Source organism: Ectopseudomonas oleovorans, assembly GCF_029845265.1.
Lineage (GTDB): Bacteria > Pseudomonadota > Gammaproteobacteria > Pseudomonadales > Pseudomonadaceae > Aquipseudomonas > Aquipseudomonas oleovorans.
Genome location: NZ_JAOCLK010000003.1, coordinates 152,324 through 171,770, shown reverse-complemented (window position 1 = coordinate 171,770; position 19,447 = coordinate 152,324). Strand labels below are relative to the sequence as shown.

Genomic DNA, 19,447 nt, shown 5'->3' with positions numbered 1-19,447 from the left:
AGTGCTCCGAAATCCGCAGTTGTGGATGTTTTTCATGTGATCGCTCGAAATTAGGTCGTTTGATTTGGCGTCTGCCCAGACGCCTCTAACCACGGTCAATACGTCGTTAACCGTCTTCGGTGACAGCCCCTTGGAGCCGTCCTCGGGTTTCACCAGGTGGTTACGAAACAGTCTCAGATCCTGAATCGTTACTTGATTGATGGGTGTATCGCCAAAGTAGCGAATCACATGGCCTGCTTTGCACTTGTAATTGAGGTACGTGGTCGACGCCGTCCCGCTCTTTGCCACGCGCAGCCAGAGCATGACGCCCTCTTTCACCGTCAAGCAGTCAGTGGTCGGCGCGGAAGGCACCTCAACGGGTACAGCGATAGCAGGTTGGGCAGGAAGAGGACTTTGCGCCTGATCAACCTCCACGGCTTTAGTCACTTTGACGGAATCCGGAAATCGGCGCTGGTAGTCCCCGCAGTTAGGCGAATAAACTTCGCTTAGATAAACAGCGTTTCAAGTATCTCGCCTGAACGCACGGCAATGATTTCACCCTCTTTCATTGGCTGCCATCCCTCACAGGCCAGGGGCACGCTGGCGATTAGCGTTACCTGCTGCTGCGCAATGCCTGCGTCAGGCGAAATATCCGTGGGCTGTTGCGCGGGACTCATTGCCGGGGTCTGCCAGAGATATAGGGCTGGAGGTGCCACCAGCCCCGTGTCCACCTGCAAGCGGCGGTCAGCATGGGCAAACAGCACATCACCATCCGCATACATAAAGTTAGCCGGGCCGAGCTTACGCAACTCGATGGCAAAGCTCGCAATCAGGTCGAGGCGCTGCTTCAGCGTTGGCATATCCGCGCTGATATTAAGCGCTTCTAGTTTTCCGAGCAGCGCGCAAAAAGCGTGTTCCGAGTCAGTCTCGCCAATCGGTTGGAACGAACCGGAAGCGAGCGAAAGATCAATGCCATGCAAATTGCCATTGTGGGCAAATACGTGCATTCGACCCGCTAACTCTCGGGTAAACGGTGCAGTGTTAGCCAGCGTCCTGGCACCTTGGGTTGCATGTCGAATATGCCCCAGTGCCAGTGTCGTACAGGGCCCTCCAGCCAGCAGGAGCTGTACTAGCGGGCTCTCGCTAGCCCGACCAGCTTCTCTAAACACCGCCACGTCGCGCTCATCGTAGAGCGCAATGCCCCAGCCATCGCTGTTCCTGCTGGAGCCCCCTGCGTGTGCTGCCAGACTCATGAGTGACGAGGTCAGTCTCGCGGGATACCGACTAGACATTCCCAGCAACTCACACATGGCGCGTGCTCCGGATAGGGTATTGGCTTAGCTCGCCAACTGCTGATGCCTGGGCAGACCGATGGATATCAGCGCGGCCAACACGACAAAGGTGCTGGAGACCCACAGGCAGGCTTCCAGGCCGTATTGCTGGAAGACCCAGCCAGACAGCAGTGTCCCGACCAGCCGGCCAAGCGCGTTGGACATGTAGTAGAAGCCGACATCCAGCGACACGCCGTCTTCCTTGGCGTAGCTGACGATCAGGTAGCTGTGCAGCGACGAGTTGATGGCAAACACGCCGCCGAAGATCAGCAGTCCGCCCACGAGCACCACTTGCTTAGGCCAGTCGCTATCTAGGCCGAGGGCAATGACAACCGGAATGCCGGCCAGCAGCGCCGCCCAGAGAAACGCAGCGCGACCATCGGGCACATGCCCGCTGCGCTTGCCGGTGAGGGCTGGCGCGAAGGACTGCACGATGCCGTAGCCGATGATCCAGCTGGCCAAAAAGCCACCGACCATCCAGAAGTCCCAGCCGAAAACCGTGCTCAGGTAAACCGGCAGGGCAACCACAAACCAGACATCGCGGGCGCCAAAGAGGAACAGGCGCGCGGCGGAGAGGATGTTGATCGCCCGGCTTTTGGAAAGGATGTCCTTGAACTTGGGCTTGGCTTTGGCCTTGCCCAGATCCTTCTTCAACAGGAACAGACTGGCGATCCAGATCACCGCCAGCACGCCGGCCATGGTCAATACCGCGCCGGCAAAACCCAGCACGGCCAGCAGGGCGCCGCCGAGGAAGAAACCCACGCCCTTGAGCGCATTCTTCGAGCCGGTGAGGATTGCCACCCACTTGTACAGCGTGCCCTGCTGGGCATCGGGCACCAGGAGTTTGATGGAACTCTTGGCCGACATCTTGTTGAGGTCTTTGGCGATCCCCGACAGCGCCTGTGCGCCCATGACCCAAGGCACGGTTAGCCAGGCGGCGGGCACGGTGAGCATCAGTAGTGCGACCACCTGCATCGCCAGGCCGATATTCATGGTGCGATTAAGGCCCAATCGGGCGCCGAGGTAGCCGCCGACCAGGTTGGTGACTACGCCGAAGATCTCGTAAAACAGAAACAGCGCGGCAATCTGCAAGGGGCTGTAGCCCAGGCTGTGGAAGTGCAACACCACCAACATGCGCAAGGCGCCATCGGTGAGGGTGAATGCCCAGTAATTGCCGGTCACCAGCAGGTACTGTTTGACCTCCGGGGCCAGGGCTGACAACGCCTTCATGCTTGCATCCCTACTTGGTTAAACGGCCAGGCCGACCAGTTTGGCCAGCTCCACGGTGCGGTTGGCATAGCCCCATTCGTTGTCGTACCAGGCATACAGCTTCACCTGAGTGCCGTTGATGACCATGGTCGACAGCGCATCGATGATTGAGGAGCGCGGGTCAGTGCGGTAATCGATGGAGACCAGCGGGCGTTCCTCGTAGCCGAGGATGCCTTTCAACGGGCCTTCGGCAGCCGCCTTCAGCAGTTGGTTGACTTCCTCCACCGTGGTGGCCCGCTCGGCTTCGAACACGCAGTCGGTCAGCGAGGCGTTGGCCAGCGGCACGCGCACGGCATGGCCGTTCAGCTTGCCGCGCAGCTCGGGGAAAATCTCGGCGATGGCGGTGGCCGAACCGGTGGTGGTCGGGATCAGGCTCATGCCGCTAGCGCGTGCACGGCGCAGATCCTTGTGCGGGGTGTCGAGGATGCTCTGGGTGTTGGTCAGGTCATGAATGGTAGTGATCGAGCCATGGCGGATGCCGAGGTTCTCGTGAATCACCTTGACCACCGGAGCCAGGCAATTGGTGGTACAGGAGGCAGCGGTGACGATGCGGTGCTCGGCTGGATTGAACAGCTGCTGGTTGACACCCATCACCACGTTCAGTGCGCCTTTCTCCTTCACGGGCGCGCAGACCACGACCCGCTTCACGCCCTGATCCAGGTAAGCCTGCAATACCGCCACGGTCTTCATCTTGCCGCTGGCCTCGATCACCAGATCGCAGTCCGACCAGTCGGTGTCGGCAATCGCCTTGTTGGCGGTGACCTGGATGCGCTTGCCGCCGATCACCACGCAATCGCCTTCGCTGCCGGCTTCGTGGTGCCAGCGACCGTGCACCGAGTCGAAGTTGATCAGGTGCGCATGGGTGGCGGCATCGCCTGCCGGATCATTGATGCGGACAAATTCGAACTCGGGCCAGTCCCAGGAGGCGCGCAGCGCCAAACGACCGATGCGACCGAAACCGTTGATACCAATTTTGATAGCCATGTTTTTCGACTCATCTACTGGAGTTAGTGGGCAGCATCGAACTGGGTGATCCAGTTGATGTGGGCAGGGTGTTGAATAGCCTTGGGACGCAGGGCTTGCACCAGGGCAATGGCATCGGCGCGGGGAATGCCGGCCTCGATCATGATCCGCGCCGCAATCAGCCCGGTGCGTCCCGAGCCGCCCTTGCAGTGGATGGCGATGTCCTGGCCCGCATTGAGCCGCTCAAGGATGCTCTGTTTGCAGGCTTTCCAGCCCTGGCCGAAATCTTCGAGCGGTACTTGCTCATCCGCCACCGGCAGGTGGAACCAGGCCATGTCCTGCGCCTGGCATTGCTTGCCGATGTCCTCGGCCCCGTTGGAGGCCAGTTCGCTTGCCGGCATCAGGCTGATCACGGCAGAGGCACCGGCCTGTTTCAGCGTGGCCAGCGAGTCGACAAGGCTGCTGTCTTTGGTGCCGGGACAGGGCGTGAAGATGAGTTTGCCTTGGATGCCGGGAATGCTGAGCAGGTCGTAGGGGTGATTCATTGAGAGGGTTTCCTGGCAGTCAGATGGCGCGCTGGTTGACGCGCTTGGAGAGTTCTTCAGCGGACTCTTTACGTTCCGAGTAACGGTCGACCAAATAGTCGCTGTGGCCGCGCAGCAGCAGGGTGAACTTGACCAGTTCCTCCATGACGTCCACTACGCGGTCGTAATAGCTGGAAGGTTTCATGCGCCCGGCCTCGTCGAATTCGAGGTAGGCCTTGGGCACTGAAGACTGGTTGGGGATGGTGAACATGCGCATCCAGCGCCCCAGCACACGCATTTGGTTAACCGCATTGAAGGATTGCGAGCCGCCACAGACCTGCATCACGGCCAGGGTCTTGCCCTGACTGGGGCGGATGGCACCCATGGTCAGCGGTATCCAGTCGATCTGCGACTTGAATACGCCGGTCATGGCGCCATGGCGCTCGGGTGAACACCACACCTGACCTTCAGACCAGAGCACCAGGTCGATGAGTTCCTTGACCTTGGGATGGCTGCTGTCGGCATCGTCCGGCATGGGCAGGCCGGAAGGATCGAATATTCGGGTTTCCGCGCCGAAGGCTTCCAGCAAGCACGCCGCTTCCTGGGTCAGCAGACGGCTGTAGGAGCGCTCACGATTGGAGCCATAGAGCAGCAGAATGCGCGGCTTGTGCTCGCCTTCGGCGAGGCCCAGGTTTGTCGGGATAGAGCGGGCAAACAGCTCCTCGGCGACGTTGGGCAGGTTGTCGATCATGGGTTCTTACCTCTTGGGCTACAACGAGCCGATCCTGTTCAGCTCGGCCTTGAGCGCATCGCTGTCGAGTTGAGCAAAGGGCAGCGCGATAAATGCGCTCACTCGCTTCTGGATCTGCTGGATGGTGGCTGCAAACGCGGCGTTTATTTCCGCCTCAGATCCGTTAACGTCGGATGGGTCACTCAGTCCCCAGTGACAACGAGTCGCCGGGCCAAAGAAAACCGGGCAGGCCTCTCCGGCTGCCTTGTCGCAGACGGTAATGACGATGTCAGGGGCGAGAGCCTGATGGGCATCGGTTGATTTGCTGTACAGGCCTTCAACACCGAACCCAGCTGCAAGCAGTGCCTGCAAAGCCAACGGATTGACCTCCCCCTTGGGGTAGCTGCCTGCGCTAAAGGCCCGCATGCCCTTGGGAGCCATCGCATTGAAGATAGCCTCCGACAGGATGCTGCGGCAGCTATTGGCGGTGCAGAGAAATAAAACGTTCATGGTCATCCTCAATGGCTGGTATTCAATCGCAGGCCGGCTTGCGCCCAGGGCGATCTCGCATTTGCCAGAGGCGTTGCACATCCTGGCGCAACCACTCGGCATTGTTGTCCAGGGCCTGTTTGAGGATATCGGTCACCCATTCCGGCAGCTGCGGGTGCAGGCGGTAGTACACCCACTGACCATTGCGTCGATCCTCCAGCAGACCACAGCCGCGCAGCAGGGCCAGGTGCCGGGATATCTTGGGTTGCGCCTCTTCCAGTGCCGAGGTCAGTTCACAGACACAGAGTTCCTGTTCCAGAGTCACCAGCAAGGCGATTCGCGCCCGCGTTTCCTCGGCCAGGCATTTGAAGACCTCGGTTGGCGACATGGCATGCAGGGTGGAAGCTTCATTCGCCGGTTTACTTTTGATCAGCACGAACATCTTTATCCGTTCATGTATCTCATGCAGGGTCTTGCGATAGGCATCTTTCTGCGAGCTGGTCGCTGGGTCTTCGAAGTTCCAGGCGATGTACTCACCGGCCCCTGGAAGTGCCTGGCACTCCAGGGCGGACTTGTCACACAGGGTGATCACATAGTCGAACGGCTCGCCAGCGACCTGCTCGATGGACTTGCTGTAAAGCCCATCAGTGGGAACACCAAGCTGCTCCAATGCGTTGCGGGCTCGGGTGTCGACTTCAGTGGGGGCGGAGCCTGCGCTGTAGACTTCAAAATGTTCTGAGTCGGTGTGGCGCAGCAGGGCTTCGGCCATCTGCGAGCGTGAGGAGTTCGCGACGCAGAGGAACAGGACGCGCTTTTTCTGGCTCATGTTGATCCCTATCAAAGATGCACATGAGCAAATATATTATTTTTCGAATATGCAGTAAAGTGAATATGCTGCGCGTTGCGCGCCAAGGGAACGAGGATAGGCAGCAAAGATGACAAATGCGTGTGAAGTCGCGATGAAGCAGGCCTCTGGGGCTCCACTGGGAGTTTTTGAGCGCTACCTGACCCTGTGGGTGTTCCTGTGCATCGTGGTGGGCACCGTGCTTGGCTTGGTTGTGCCGCAAGCGGCTCAGGCCGTCGGCGCCCTGGAGGTGGCGAAGGTCAATATCCCGGTTGGCCTGCTGATCTGGGTGATGATCATTCCGATGCTGATGAAGATCGACTTCAGCGCCATCAGCGAAGTGCGCCAGCAGAAGAACGGCATGTTCGTCACGCTGTTCGTTAACTGGGCGGTCAAGCCGTTTTCCATGGCGCTGATTGGCTGGTTCTTTATCAAGCAGGTGTTTGCGCCCTGGCTGCCCGCCGAAGAGCTGGATAGCTACATGGCCGGCTTGATCCTGCTCGGTGCGGCGCCCTGCACGGCGATGGTGTTTGTCTGGAGCAACCTGTGTAAGGGTAATGCCAACTTCACTCTGACCCAGGTGGCACTGAACGATCTGGTCATGGTGTTTGCCTTTGCGCCTATCGTGGCGCTGTTGCTGGGCGTTTCTTCGATCCCGGTGCCTTGGGACACCCTGCTGCTTTCCGTGGTGATGTACATCGTCATCCCGCTGGCCATCGCCCAGTTTCTGCGGGCTCAACTGATGAAGCGCGGCGAAGCCTATTTCGAGAATGTGCTGGCGAAGATTTCGCCATTTTCCATCATCGCTCTGCTGGCCACTCTGGTTCTGTTGTTCTCCTTCCAGGGTGAGTCCATCGTCGAGCAACCTCTGATAATCGGCATCATCGCGATCCCCCTGCTGGTGCAGACGCTGTTCATCGCGGCACTGGGTTACTGGCTCTGCCATACCCTGAAAGTGCGCCACGACATAGCGGGCCCGGCCACCATGATCGGCGCCTCCAACTTCTTCGAGCTGGCCGTAGCCGTGGCCATTGTCTTGTACGGATTCAACTCGGGTGCCGCCCTGGCAACCGTGGTCGGCGTACTGATCGAAGTGCCCGTGATGCTATGGCTGGTACGCATGGTCAACAGCACACGCAACTGGTACGAGAGCAGCCTCAACAATCGCTAGGGGGTCAGAATGCGCTTTATCGACAATGCACCACGCTTCCTGTTCTTCACCGGCAAGGGCGGGGTCGGAAAGACCTCCATTGCCTGCGCGACAGCCCTGGAGCTGACCCGTCAGGGCAAGCGAGTGCTGCTGGTCAGCACCGATCCGGCCTCCAATGTGGGGCAGGTATTCGGTCTGGAGATCGGCAATCACATTACCGCCGTGCCTGCCGTGGAAAACCTGGCGGCCCTGGAGATCGACCCACAGGGCGCAGCTCAGGCCTATCGGGATCGGATTGTGGGCCCGGCGAGGGGTGTCATGCCTGCTGATGTGGTCAAGGGCATGGAGGAGCAATTATCGGGAGCCTGCACGACCGAGATCGCAGCCTTCGACGAATTCACCTCACTGCTGGTCAACGATGAACTGAAGGCCCGCTTCGATCACATCATTTTCGATACCGCCCCGACCGGGCACACGATTCGGCTGCTGCAACTGCCGGGGGCCTGGAGTGGATTCCTGGAGGCGGGGCAAGGCGATGCATCGTGTCTTGGGCCGTTGGCCGGTTTAGACAAACAACGTGACCAGTATCGCGAGGCAGTAGAGGCGCTTTCTGATCCAGCCAAGACCCGTCTGGTTCTGGTTGCCAGGGCACAGGCCGCTACCCTGCGCGAGGCTGCCCGCACACGCGAGGAGCTTGCAGCCATCGGCTTGCAAGAGCAGTACCTGGTGATCAACGGCGTGCTGCCGGCGAGTGAGGCGCAGAAGGATGTCCTGGCTGCCGCCGTCTATAAGCGTGAACAGGCCGCAGTCGCCGCCATGCCGCCAGCGCTGCGAACACTGCCGCTCGATCTGTTGCCCTTGAAAGCATTCAACCTAGTGGGACTGGATGCCCTGCGACAACTTTTGCTTGAGGGCTCTGCTGACGGCACGCAGGCGCCGGCCAGTGCGCCGATTGAATTGAACGCTCCACGACTCAAGTCCCTGATCGACGAGATCGCCGCCGATGATCATGGCCTGATCATGGTGATGGGCAAAGGTGGTGTCGGGAAAACGACTCTGGCCGCAGCGGTTGCCGTCGAGTTGGCTCGACGTGGGCTGCCCGTGCACCTGACTACTTCTGATCCTGCCGCGCACCTTGCCGAGACACTGGATGGCACGCTTGAGCACCTGACGCTGAGCCGCATTGACCCGCATACCGAGACACAGCGCTATCGTGATCACGTCATGCAAACCAAGGGCGCGGGCCTGGATGAGCAGGCTCGGGCGCTGCTGGCCGAGGATCTGCGTTCACCCTGCACCGAAGAGATCGCCGTATTCCAGGCTTTCTCGCGAATCATCCGTGAAGCCGGGAAAAAGTTCGTGGTGATGGACACCGCCCCGACCGGCCACACCTTGCTGCTACTGGATGCCACCGGGGCTTATCACCGCGACATTGCTCGGCAGATGTCGGGCAGCAACATGCGCTTTTCCACGCCGATGATGCAACTCCAGGATCCTAAGCAAACCAAGGTGCTGTTGGTGACCCTGGCCGAAACCACTCCTGTGCTGGAGGCTGCTGGCCTGCAAGCTGATCTGCGTCGTGCCGGCATTGAGCCTTGGGCATGGGTGATCAACAACAGCGTGGCAGCCGCAAAGACTGAATCACCGCTATTACATAAACGGGCGGTCAATGAACTGAGGGATATTGAGCATGTCGCTACGGAGCACGCGCAACGCTATGCGGTCATTCCGCTCATGTCGGAGGAGCCGGTAGGGGTTGAGCGTTTACTCGCTCTCAGCAAGTAATCTGCATCAATGAGAAGGCCCGCATTCTGCGGGCCTTCTGCTTGAAAGCGCTTACTTCTTGATGACCTCAAGGTAATCCTTGAGGGTTTTCTCGTCAGCCGCTTTGACCGTCATGCCATTCGGGCCGGAACCGATATCAGTGAACTGCTTGGCTGGCTCGCCAGTGGCTTTGAAGTCCTTCAGTTCCTGAGAGTCTTCGCGGAAAACCCAGAGACGACCATCCTCAACCTCGGTAACAAAACCAGGCTTATCGAATTCGCTGGCCATAATGCCGGATTCGGGAATGCCCATAGGCGCCCATCACCAGTAGGTCGATGCCATGCTCCTTCTGATAGGCATGCAGCGTGGGTTCGACTTCACCCGCTCGCATGGCGGTATGTACCTTGTAACCACCCGTGGATAAGGTTGAACAGGCGGCATCCAGCTGCGCCCAGCCCTCTTTTGTCTCGGTTCCTACCATCACCAGATGGATAGGCAGTCCTTTCAGTAAGGGGCTGGCGGCCAGCATCTCTACGCCCTTGCGCGTGGTTGCGCCGCCATCAAAGGCCAGCATCGCGCTCTCAGGCTTTTTGAATCTGGCCGGCGTCACCAGCACAGGACGGTGCATGATGCGAATGACGCTCTCCAGCTGGCTGCCAACATGGGCTTCTGCTCCTCCACTGGACTCGCCCTGGCGACCGATCACTAGCAGGCGTATATCGCTTTCCAGTTCCCGCAGGCTTTCCAGCAGATCGCCATGGCGTTGCTTGGTCTCCGGTGAACTCACGCCTTCGGCCATGGCTCTCTCCTTGGCAGCGGCGAGCATGATGCGCCCCTGCTCCAAGGCCGGTTTTCCGCGTTTTTCGTCCAACAGTCCTGCGAGGCGAGCTCATCCAGCAGATGCTCCCGACTGCCCAAACCAATGTTGCCGCTCAAATCGGCTGATACCGGATACTGGCGCTGATCCAGTACGTGCAGGAAGGTAAGCGGAGCTTCTAGGCGCTGGCTGGCCCAGGCAGCGTAGTCGCAAACAGCAGGGGCCGAGGCAGAGCCGTCAATGCAAGCGGTTACGTGGGTCATTGTTGTTCTCCTTATGGGTGAAGACCACCACGACCACAGTTGCCACCATCACGATGTTGGTGGAGAGCGGGAATTTGCGCAGGTTACGCAGCGAGTCCCAGCTGAAGGTGCCGATGGACACCATGATCATCACCGCAACCAGCGCAGCCATGGGAATCTGGCTGACCCAGTCGCTGAGAAACACCACCATTAACAGCAGTACGACACCCGCGATCAAGGCGGACAGGCTAGTGCGCCCTCCAGATTTCACGTTGATCACCGACTGCCCGATCATGGCGCAACCGGCCATGCCGCCCATTAGACCCGAAGCAATGTTGGCAACGCCTTGACCTTTGCACTCGCGGTTCTTGTCGCTAGTGGTATCGGTCAGGTCATCAACGATGGTCGCGGTCATCATCGACTCCAGTAAGCCGACTACAGCCAGCGCTGCTGCGTAGGGAAAAATAATCGCCAGGGTCTCGAAGGTAAGCGGCACGTCCGGCCAGAGGAACACTGGCAGGGTATCCGGCAGTTGGCCCATGTCGCCTACGGTGCGGATATCTAGCCCGAGGTAGATGGCTACTGCGGTCAAGACCAGGATGCACACCAACGGCGAGGGGATCACCTTGCCGATCTTGGGCACATAGGGGAACAGGTAGATGATGCCAAGGCCGGCAGCCGTCATGGCGTAGACGTGCCAGGTGACATTGGTCAGTTCAGGTAGCTGTGCCATGAAGATCAGGATGGCCAGGGCGTTGACGAATCCAGTCACAACCGAGCGAGACACAAAGCGCATCAACGAGCCCAGTTTCAAATAGCCGGCGATGATCTGGAGCACACCGCACAGCAGCGTGGCGGCCAGCAGGTACTCCAGGCCATGGTTCTTCACCAGGGTCACCATAAGTAGCGCCATGGCCCCGGTTGCCGCCGAAATCATGCCGGGGCGACCTCCCACGAAGGCGATCACAACAGCGATACAGAACGACGCATATAAGCCGACTTTGGGATCGACTCCCGCGATGATGGAGAAAGCGATAGCTTCCGGAATCAGTGCAAGCGCGACGACGAGGCCGGCGAGCACGTCGCCTCTCAGATTGGAAAACCAGTTCTGCTTGATTGTCTGCAACATCAATAAATCCAAGGCAATGGACGCGGCAGCACGATGTCGGGACGGCGTGCCGAAAGCGTCAGGTTCAAGTTGTAGGTATCACGTGGTGCCGTGTGAAACGGCAGGTTTGCTACAGGCGCAGCAAGACGAATCAGTCGGTAAGCCGAGCTGACTCAGGGAGGGGGCTATGCGCTATGGCGGCGTAGGCAGCCAGGCAGATATTTTCGAAGCAGTCATTCTGTCAGGTATTGAACAGTCAGTGCAGGGAAGAACTTAGGCCATACCACGGTTAGCCTAGTCTCCGATATTAGGGCACAACAGAGACCTTGAGTCTGCGTTATGACAGTCAGCCAAGGTTAGAAGGATCACCTGAAGAAGGTTTCGCTAGGTGCTTTTTAGCCGAGTCGGTAGCGGCCAACGATCATGTATCCAGGCAAGTTCAGTTGGCGGTGTAGTGGTCACGACGGTAAACCCGGCGTTGTTCTCCCTTTCCAATCACCGGGCATTCCATCGCTTGGCCAACCGGCACATCGAACCAAGGCGATGCTCGATTCTTTTCACCTTGCCGACCTTCTCTTTCCATAAAGCGTAAACCCATGCCAAATCCAGACTGTGGGTGATACTTGGCCCAGCTGCCTGCATCCTCTGAATTGAGTCTCGCCCAACCACCCTCAGGGCCTTAACCGCGCTGTCTCCTGCGCCTGCCCAGGTGATCCAGTTCAGCTGCTGTAAATAGCCAACTGCTGAGTGTTGATCCTGTCCAATACGCTTGGCTACGCAAGAAGCCAGATTCTAAATGCCGCTGCCGCTGAGGACGCAGGTGGATCAGGGGAAGACCCTGGTGATAGCCTGCGTCTATGCCGCGACCCTCATGGTCGCATACGTTGAGGCCCGCCCTGAGAATGAGGCGGATGCCTCCTTAGGGATCGACTGATGCTTTTTTTGCCCCGCGTATTTTGGGGGCAAAACTGGGGGCAAAATCCAGGCCGCTGCAAACCGTTCAAAACCAGCAGGTGCCGGATTCATTGGGCTGTAGAGGTGCGTGTGGCGGTGTGGGCGTGCAGTAGACAGCGTTCAAATCCCTATCTTCCCGCCATACCCAAGCCAAAGCCCCTGAAGCTCTCAGAGTTTCGGGGGTTTTTGCTTTCTACGGCATGCAGGGTGTCGAAGAAGTGTTGAAAGCGGCTGGAGACTGCAGCTGGCTCTGAACTGGTGGCCACATCCTGGCGACGTGCACCAGGGCAAGAATCCAGACCACATCACGCTCAGTCTGATAGACGAGACGATAGTTCTCGTGAGGGATCAGCTCGCGAGTACCGACCACCGTTCCCAGCCTGCCCTTGTCGGGAAAATCGGCCAGACTAGCGGCAACAGCACTGAATAGCTCGTCCATGTGCACAGCAGTGCGAGGGTTGTCGGTTGCGATGTATTCCCAGATATCCAGACGGTCCTGCATGGCCTCAGGTGTCCTAATAACCTGCATCAGTGACCCAGAGCCTTGGCCCGGCGAGCAGCGAATTCAGCTTCTACATCATCATTGGAGCGGCCGCGACCAGCCTCTACCGATGCCCTTGCAGCAGCGACCTTGCGTTGCACGAACTCATCATGCTCTTTGACCTGTTGCTGCAGGCGAATGTAGTCGCGCATGAGGTCGCGCATAACCTGGGAGGCCGGCTGGTGTGCGGCTTGAGCGGCTGCCATGAAGTCTTCGCGCAGTTCAGACTCAAGCTTCAGGTTGAAAACGGCTTCTTTGGCCATGGTCGTCACCTATCGGTCGATTCGTAACTGCAACGTATATACGTTGTATGCATGCTAAGCAATGCTCTCTGCACTGGAAAGCATGAGTCATCATCTTTGTGTCTAGCTCAGGGCGTTGTGAGTGATAGTTTCAAGCGTCACGATATTTGCCATCACGCGAATATTCTGGGGAAGTTCGAAGTGCCAGAGCTGCCAGGGGAGCACTCCGCTCTGTGAAACACGCCGCGCAATTGAGGCTTGGCACATTGTCATTGCTTGCGCTGGCCTATGCGAGGCGAGCGGAAACGACAAAGCCCTCCGAAAGAGGGCTTTGTCGTTTCTGCAAGACGCCTTGCGCGCCTCGCGTCTGTTAAAAGCATCCCTGCTGCCTTTCCATTCCCGCCCTAACCATCGTTGCTGGATAGCCTAGGCAATATCTGGCGTTTTGCCATGTTGCCCCTGCCAGGTGGACTCTAGTATCAGTCACTGCGCTGTAGGTGCGTCCTGTCGGGTTTGGTGGCGATCAGGTGCTCCGGCAGGTCGAGCAGGTCGGTGTCGTAGGTCTCCAGCGGCGGTGGACGCCGCTCGAAGCGGGCACCGAGTACCAGCAGGCAAGGCGTCAGCAGCAGGGTCAGCACGGTGGCGAAGGCCAGGCCGCCAGCGATGGCGCTGGACAGCTGGGTCCACCACTGCGTCGAGGGGGCGCCGAAGCCGAGGCTCGGGGTCACCAGGTCGACGTTGATGCTGAGCACCATGGGCATCAGCCCGAGGATGGTGGTCACTGCGGTGAGCAGCACCGGACGCAGGCGCAGGCTACCGGTTTCCAGCGCCGCTTCACGCGGTTCCAGGCCCTGGCGACGCAACTGGTTGTAGGTGTCGATCAGGATGATGTTGTTGTTCACCACGATGCCGGCCAGGGCGATCAGGCCCATGCCGACCATGACGATGCCGAACGACTGGCCATTGACCAGCAGACCCATCAGCACGCCAGCGGTGGACAGGACGATGGCTGACAGCACCAGTGCCGCCTGATAGAGGCTGTTGAACTGGGTCACCAGGATGATCGCCATGAGGAAGATGGCGACGACGAAGGCGGTCATCAGGAAGGTGGCCGCCTCGCGTTGGTCGGCATCCTCGCCGGCGAACTTCACCTTGACCTCGGCCGGTACATCGCCGAGCGCTTCGCGCAACGCCTTGAGGCGTTCGTCCAGGCGCGCACCTTCGGCCAGGTCGGCCTGCAGGGTGATGGTGCGGTCACCATCGACGCGGCGCAGGGTGCCGACCTTGGGCGCAGGCTGCAGGTCGACGAAGTTGCTCAGCGGCACCTGGCCGGCCGGTGTGTTGAGGGTCAGGCGGCCGAGTTGGTCGAGCGAGCGCCAGTTGCCGGGCAGGCGCACACGGATGTCCACTTCGTCGGTGGCATCCTCGGGGCGGTAGGTCGCCAGTTTCAGGCCGTTGGTGATCATCTGCACCGCGTTGCCGACGCTGAGTACGTCCGCGCCGAAGCGCGCGGCGGCCTCGCGGTCGACCTTGATCCGCCACTCGATGCCGGGCAGGGCGCGGTCGTCCTCGATATCGGCGAAGCCGCCGAGCTTGTGCATTTCCCCGCGGATACGCTCGACCCACTGCTCGCCCAGTGCAGGGTCCAGTGAGCTGATCTGCAGTTTCACCGGTTTGCCGTCGGTGGGGCCCTGTTCCTGCTTGCGGAACTCCAGCACCACGCCGGGAATGCCGGCGGTGCGCTGGCTCATTTCGGCGAGGATGTCCTTGGCCGGGCGGCGCTGGTGCCAGTCGACGAACTGAAATTGCAGGGTGCCGATTACGTCGGCGCCGAGTTGGCCTTGCTGGCCTTCCGGCTGGGCCAGGGAGCGCGCATACAGCGCCTTGACCTCACGCATGCCGATCACCTGCTTTTCCACCTGCTGGAGCAGGGCGTCCTTCTCCTGCACAGATAGATCGCCGCGTGCGCGCAGCCAGATCTGCGCGCTTTCCGGTTCGACGTCGGGGAAGAATTCCACGCCATGGTTGAAGCGCCCGTAACCGACGTAGATCAGGGCGATCAGCGCCAGCATGCCGAGCAGGGTCAGCCCCGGGCGCTTGAGCAGCGTCGCCAGCAGATTGCGGTAGGCGTTGCCGGCGCGGCTGGCGCTGGGGGGCTGTGGGCGCGCCTGGCCGCCAGTGACGGCGCCGAGCACCGGCAGAAATACCAGGGCCATGGCCAGCGAGGCCAACAGGCAGAGAATCACGGTGGCCGGCAGGTACTTCATGAACTGGCCGACCACGCCGGGCCAGAACAGCAGTGGTAGGAACACCACCAGGGTGGTGGCGGTGGAGGCGATTACCGGCCAGGCCATCCGTGTCGCGGCATTGGCCCAGGCCTGGCGAGGCGTCTGGCCTTGCTGCAGGTAGCGGTCGGCGAGTTCAGAGACGACGATGGCGCCGTCGACCAACATGCCAGCCACCAGAATCAGGCTGAACAGTACGACGATATTGAGGGTGAAGCCGAGCATCCAGATCAGCAGGATGCCGCTGAGGAAGGCGCCGGGAATGGTCAGGCCGACCAGCAGCGCCGAACGCATGCCCATGCTCGCCACCACCAGGATCAGTACCAGGACGATGGCGGTAAGCACGTTGTTGAGCAGGTCGCCGAGCATGTTCTGCACTTCCTGCGACTGATCCATGATGTAGCTGACTTCCACACCTGGCGGCAGCAGGGGCTTGGCTTGCTCCATCAGTGCCTTGACCTGATCGATGGTCTCGATGATGTTGGCGCCGCTGCGCTTGGCCACTTCCAGCACGATAGCCGGCTGGCCGTTGATACGGGCGAAGCCGGTCGGGTCCTTGAAGGTGCGGCGGATGGTGGCGACGTCGGCGAAGGTGACCACGCTGTCGCCGACCACCTTGATCGGCATGCGCATCACGTCTTCGAGGTCTTCGATGACCCCAGGCACTTTCATGCTCATGCGGCCGGCGCCGGTGTCCAGGCTGCCGGCGGCGACCAGGCGGTTGTTGCGGCTGACCAGATTGAACAGTTCGTTGTAGTCGATGCCGTAGCTGTCGAGCACTTGCGGGTCGACGACGATTTCCAGCAGGTCTTCACGGTCGCCGCCAATGGTCACCGAGAGCACCTCGGCGATGCCTTCCACGTTCTCCTTCAGGCGCCGGGCTATATACACCAGCTCGGTTTCGGCGATGGGCCCGGACAGGCCCACCGACAGCACCGGGAACAGCGCCACATTGACTTCGGTGACAGTCGGCTCGTCGGCCTCTTCAGGCAGCTTGCTGCGCGCGGTATCGACCTTCTCGCGCACGTCGGCCAGCGCTACCTTGGCATCGAAGCCTGCGTCGAACTCCAGCGTTACCGAGGCGTGGCCTTCGCTGGAGACCGAGCGCATTTCCTTAACGCCCTCAAGGCTGCGCAGCTCCTGCTCCAGCGGGCGTACCAACAGGCGTTCGCCGTCTTCCGGGCTGATGCCTTCGAGAGTCACCGAGACGTAGATGATGGGAATGACTACGTCCGGGTTGGATTCCTTGGGCATGGCGATGTAGGCCACCAGCCCGCCGCAGAGCAGGAACAGCAGAATCAGGATGGTGGTGCGACTACGGTCGAGTGCGGCGGCGATCAGTGCGTGCATCTCAACTGCCCTCGGCCGCAAGTTGCGTGCGTACCTGCTGGCCGGGTTGGACGAAGCCCTGGCCGAGGGTGATCAACGCCACCTTCGGCGGCAGACCGCTGACCCAGGCGCCCTGATTGTCGACACTGATCAGTTGCACTGGCGTGAACTCAACGCGCTGCGCATCGTTGACCCATTTGACGCCGTGGCGGCCGCTTTCATCCAGGCTGAGCAGGGCAGGGGACAGGCGATGAGCCATGGCCTCGCCAGTCTGGATGTGCAGGGTGGCGCTGGCGCCGGCCAGGCGCAGGCCTTCCGGGTTGTCCACCTTGACCTCGATGCGGAAGCTGCGTGATCCGGGATCGGCAGCCGCGGCGATAAAGTGCAGCTCGCCTTGCAGCGTACGGCCATCGAGCAGTTCAACCTTTACCGGCTGGCCCAGTTCGAGCTGGGTGACCTGCTGCTGGGCGATCTGTGCGCTGACCTTGAGGCGGTCGATATCCACCAGGGTCAGCAGGCTCTGCCCGGGCTGGACGAAATCGCCCAGTTCGACCATGCGCTGGTCATAGATGCCGGCAAACGGCGCCCTGATCTTGGTGTTGCGCTGCTGCAGGCGGGCGCTGTCGAGTTCGGCGCGGGCCTTGGCCAGTTCGCTCTCCAGGCGCATCAGCTCGTTGGCCGACACCAGGCTGCGCTCGCGCAGGCGCTTGGCGGCGGTGACGTCGCTCTGACGCTGGCGCACATCGGCCTCGCTGCGCGCGACCTGGGCCGGGCGGTCGTCAGGCGAAATGCTCAGCAGCAATTGATCGGCAGCGACGCGGCTGCCCTTGTCCTGGTCCAGGTTCTGCACGCTGCCACTGACCTGGGCGCGCAGTTCCACCCGGCGCCAGGCTTCGATCTGCCCCTGCACCACATGCTGGCGTTGCATGGGTTGGGCTTCCAGCCATTGAATTTCGACGCGCGCCAGATCGTTGGTGGTGGCGGGTTGGTCGGGCTCGACATCGTCGCGAGCGACGAAACGATCGCCGCTGAACAGCCAGGCCAGCAGCAGGACGGCGATGACGATGGCGATGATCCAGGGACGCTTGCTGAGTCGGGCGAACATGTGGGTTTACTCGCTGAGTGCAGGCGCTGCGTGCAGCGCGGTGGCCTGGCCTTGCAGGCCGGCAATGATGAAATCGGTGACGCGCTGGAAATAGGCGTCCAGCTCGATGGGTTCGGCCCAATGGGCGAAGCCGTCGGAGGCAATGCGGGCCATCACGCCGTTGACGCAAGCCTCCACGCCCCACAGCAGGCGTTGGCAATCAGTGGGGGAGAGTTGCAGTTCGCTGAAGCTGCCTTGCAGCAGTTGGTTGAACAGCGCCATGTACTGACCTTCCAGCTCGAGGAACTGTTCACGGTAGGGCGCGTCCAGGCGTTCCTGGAAGGCGGGGCGGTCGCACAGCAGGCAGAGTTGGGCTTGCAGTGGGTCGGCCAGCAGTTGTTCGAAGGCGCGACGAATCACATGGCGCATGGCTTCGCGAGGCGGCGCCTGGTTTGCGGTCTCACGCAGTTCGCTCAGATGCTGGCGCGAGCAGTCCAGCACCAGACGCGCGTAGAGCGCCTCCTTGCTGGAAAAGTGCTTGTACACCGTGCCCTTGCCAATGCCGGCGTGACGGGCCACCTCGGCGATGGTGACGCGATCCCAGGATTGTTCCTGAAATAGCTGGCGAGCGGATTGCAGCAGGGCGTTTTCCCGCTGCTGGAAGAGTTGATCCTGGTAGCGCATGACTGTTCCGAGTTTCGTGACCGGTGGTCATGCTATGACTACTGGTCACGCTGCGGCAAGGCGGGAGTTGTAACAAGGCAATTGCGGGTAGCCGTTCACTGCCTCATTCACCGCAAGGCGGAGTTCCTACAGGGATACGTGTAGGAGCCCCGGGGCGAAGCTTCTAACCTATCAGGCGATGAAATGCGTTGCGTCGATGGCGGGTTACGCCGCAACAGACATTGTGGTGATTGCGGATGGTGGCACGCGGCTAACCCGCCCTACGATTGCGCAACTGTAGGAGCCGGCTTGCCGGCGATGCTTTTCTTCAAGCGGGCTGATGATTGCCGAGGGCAGGATCGCCAGCAAGCTGGCTCCTACATACTCACCTTTACCTGCTTAACTGGCTGGCACTTTGAGCACTGCGCCTCTGTCTTAGCGCGCCACGCTAACGCCTTCGAGGCTGGCGAAGGAGGTGTCCTTGGCGGTGAGCAGGAAGTCGCGCATGAACGGTGAGTCGAGCATGTCGGTGCGGATCGCGGCGTAGAGGGTGGCGAACAAGCCCTTTTCCCCCAGGCGCTTGGCGCTGACGTAACCGCGCGAGCTGTACTCGTGCAGCGCCCAGTTGGGCAGCCCGCACACGCCACGGCCGCTGGCCACCAGTTGCATCATCATCACCGTCAGTTCGGAGGTGCGCACCTGCGCCGGCTCGATATCGTTGGGTTCGAGAAAGCGCGTGAAGATGTCCAGGCGGTCGCGTTCCACCGGGTAGGTGATCAAGGTTTCCGTGGCCAGATCCTGCGGCTGGATAAAGGCTTTGTGCGCCAGGCGGTGCTGATTGGCGACAGCCAGCATCGCCTCATAGGTGAACAGTGGCACGTAGGTGATGCCGGCCAGCTCGATGGGATCCGAAGTCACCACCAGGTCCAGATCGCCCCGGGCCAGCGCGGGCAGCGGGGCGAAGGAGAAGCCCGAGGCCAGGTCCAGCTCCACTTCCGGCCAGGCATCGCGGAACTGGTCGATGGTCGGCATCAGCCACTGGAAGCAGCTGTGGCATTCGATGGCCATGTGCAAGCGGCCAGCGGTGCCACCGGCCAGGCGCGCCAAATCACGCTCCGCTGCTTGCCGGCGCTGCGCTG

17 protein-coding genes and 3 pseudogenes are annotated in these 19,447 nt (G+C 60.6%); 2 read left to right on the top strand and 18 right to left on the bottom strand.

Annotated features, from left to right (window positions below):
* The 8 genes from N5J71_RS03135 to N5J71_RS03100 form a co-directional block, all read right to left on the bottom strand.
* A partial coding sequence (locus N5J71_RS03135) for a tyrosine-type recombinase/integrase (RefSeq protein ID WP_279916274.1) occupies positions 1-426 on the bottom strand: 426 nt, incomplete at its 3' end.
* Between the two features lie 59 nt (positions 427-485).
* On the bottom strand, positions 486-1,289 hold the full coding sequence (locus N5J71_RS03130; protein WP_279916273.1) for a class II glutamine amidotransferase: 804 nt from the start codon (positions 1,287-1,289) through the stop codon (positions 486-488).
* A gap of 27 nt (positions 1,290-1,316) precedes the next feature.
* A complete protein-coding gene (gene arsJ, locus N5J71_RS03125) occupies positions 1,317-2,540 on the bottom strand; it encodes an organoarsenical effux MFS transporter ArsJ (RefSeq protein ID WP_279916272.1) in 1,224 nt (407 codons plus the stop codon).
* Between the two features lie 18 nt (positions 2,541-2,558).
* Positions 2,559-3,563: an ArsJ-associated glyceraldehyde-3-phosphate dehydrogenase gene (locus N5J71_RS03120; RefSeq protein ID WP_279916270.1), complete on the bottom strand. Its 1,005-nt coding sequence runs from the start codon at positions 3,561-3,563 to the stop codon at positions 2,559-2,561.
* A gap of 23 nt (positions 3,564-3,586) precedes the next feature.
* Positions 3,587-4,087: a cyclin-dependent kinase inhibitor 3 family protein gene (locus tag N5J71_RS03115; RefSeq protein ID WP_084341529.1), complete on the bottom strand. Its 501-nt coding sequence runs from the start codon at positions 4,085-4,087 to the stop codon at positions 3,587-3,589.
* Between the two features lie 19 nt (positions 4,088-4,106).
* Positions 4,107-4,817, bottom strand: a complete 711-nt coding sequence (gene arsH / locus N5J71_RS03110; RefSeq protein ID WP_108233205.1) for an arsenical resistance protein ArsH — start codon at positions 4,815-4,817, stop codon at positions 4,107-4,109.
* Between the two features lie 18 nt (positions 4,818-4,835).
* The gene (locus N5J71_RS03105) at positions 4,836-5,306 is read right to left on the bottom strand and encodes an arsenate reductase ArsC (RefSeq protein WP_037042840.1); all 471 of its coding nucleotides are present in this window, start codon (positions 5,304-5,306) and stop codon (positions 4,836-4,838) included.
* Positions 5,307-5,328: 22 nt separating this feature from the next.
* Entirely contained in the window at positions 5,329-6,111 is a 783-nt protein-coding gene (locus N5J71_RS03100; protein WP_279916269.1) for a metalloregulator ArsR/SmtB family transcription factor, read from the bottom strand.
* A 109-nt stretch (positions 6,112-6,220) separates the two neighbouring features.
* On the opposite strand from N5J71_RS03100, the gene arsB reads away from it, so the two are divergent.
* Together arsB and arsA are read left to right on the top strand one after the other, a co-directional pair.
* Positions 6,221-7,300, top strand: coding sequence for an ACR3 family arsenite efflux transporter (gene arsB / locus N5J71_RS03095; protein ID WP_003460650.1), 1,080 nt, complete (start codon positions 6,221-6,223; stop codon positions 7,298-7,300).
* A gap of 9 nt (positions 7,301-7,309) precedes the next feature.
* A complete protein-coding gene (gene arsA, locus N5J71_RS03090; RefSeq protein ID WP_143508182.1) occupies positions 7,310-9,064 on the top strand; it encodes an arsenical pump-driving ATPase in 1,755 nt (584 codons plus the stop codon).
* 51 nt (positions 9,065-9,115) lie between these two features.
* On the opposite strand, the gene N5J71_RS03085 is transcribed toward arsA, so the two are convergent.
* The 10 genes and pseudogenes from N5J71_RS03085 to metR form a co-directional block, all read right to left on the bottom strand.
* Complete coding sequence (locus N5J71_RS03085; RefSeq protein WP_108233202.1) at positions 9,116-9,331, bottom strand: hypothetical protein; 216 nt, start codon at positions 9,329-9,331, stop codon at positions 9,116-9,118.
* Positions 9,330-10,123: pseudogene (locus N5J71_RS03080) on the bottom strand (universal stress protein); the annotation flags it as partial. The gene N5J71_RS03085 and the pseudogene N5J71_RS03080, both read right to left, overlap by 2 nt.
* A 13-nt stretch (positions 10,124-10,136) precedes the next feature.
* Positions 10,137-11,231 (bottom strand): annotated as a pseudogene (locus tag N5J71_RS03075) (SulP family inorganic anion transporter); the annotation flags it as partial.
* Between the two features lie 418 nt (positions 11,232-11,649).
* Complete coding sequence (locus N5J71_RS03070; RefSeq protein ID WP_158212580.1) at positions 11,650-11,808, bottom strand: hypothetical protein; 159 nt, start codon at positions 11,806-11,808, stop codon at positions 11,650-11,652.
* 549 nt (positions 11,809-12,357) lie between these two features.
* A complete protein-coding gene (locus N5J71_RS03065) occupies positions 12,358-12,693 on the bottom strand; it encodes a type II toxin-antitoxin system RelE/ParE family toxin (protein WP_279916268.1) in 336 nt (111 codons plus the stop codon).
* A complete protein-coding gene (locus N5J71_RS03060) occupies positions 12,693-12,968 on the bottom strand; it encodes a hypothetical protein (protein WP_003460663.1) in 276 nt (91 codons plus the stop codon). The genes N5J71_RS03065 and N5J71_RS03060 overlap by 1 nt, the downstream gene beginning before the upstream one ends.
* 458 nt (positions 12,969-13,426) lie before the next feature.
* Complete coding sequence (locus N5J71_RS03055) at positions 13,427-16,582, bottom strand: efflux RND transporter permease subunit (RefSeq protein ID WP_279916267.1); 3,156 nt, start codon at positions 16,580-16,582, stop codon at positions 13,427-13,429.
* Between the two features lies 1 nt (position 16,583).
* Positions 16,584-17,666 (bottom strand): efflux RND transporter periplasmic adaptor subunit, encoded by a 1,083-nt coding sequence (locus N5J71_RS03050; RefSeq protein ID WP_279916265.1) that lies wholly within the window; start codon positions 17,664-17,666, stop codon positions 16,584-16,586.
* Positions 17,667-17,672: 6 nt separating this feature from the next.
* A complete protein-coding gene (locus N5J71_RS03045) occupies positions 17,673-18,329 on the bottom strand; it encodes a TetR/AcrR family transcriptional regulator (protein ID WP_279916264.1) in 657 nt (218 codons plus the stop codon).
* 414 nt (positions 18,330-18,743) lie between these two features.
* Positions 18,744-19,433: pseudogene (metR, locus tag N5J71_RS03040) on the bottom strand (transcriptional regulator MetR); the annotation flags it as partial.
* Between the last annotated feature and the right edge of the window lie 14 nt (positions 19,434-19,447).